The following is a 461-nucleotide window of genomic DNA, read 5'->3' as shown; positions in this document are numbered from 1 at the left end:
AGGCGGCCACAAGGTGCAACAGAGCTTCCGCCTTAGCGGCTTCGAACACCAGGCCGCCTACGACAATGAGGACGTGCGCCTGTGCACGCTCTACGCCATTGGCAAGCTGCTGGGCCGGGCCAAAGCGCCATAAGCACGAGACATCACCCATGAAACGATCACTGCATTCCCTGCTATTCGCCGCGCTGGCTTGTCTTGCCGCGGCTAGTGTTACTGCTTACGGAGAAACATCCATGCCCCCAACCTCTACGCCCCCTTTATGCATCGGCCGTTTGCTGATCGATTTGCCGCCCGATGCACAGGCCTCGATCAGCACGACTTATCAGCGAATGGAATCGGAGACGCCTGTACGGGTGGGCTCTTTCTCTAAGCTGGAGGAGCAACTCGTTGAACGAGCCCACGAATACAAGGCTGTTCGTATGGTTCGAACACCGGAGGATGATCGGTCATGGCGTAGAGCT

1 protein-coding gene is annotated in these 461 nt (G+C 57.9%); it reads left to right on the top strand.

The genetic code is table 11. The annotated features are described in order from the left end of the window. Nucleotides 1-149 precede the first annotated feature (149 nt). Nucleotides 150-461, top strand: a 312-nt coding sequence (locus AC4HNJ_RS21620) for a hypothetical protein (protein ID WP_490481684.1), incomplete at its 3' end; no start/stop codon positions are given.

The organism is Dyella sp. SYSU CM1112 (assembly GCF_058216415.1).
Note: the sequence above shows the minus strand (reverse complement) of the source record. Positions and strands in the feature narration are given on the sequence as shown.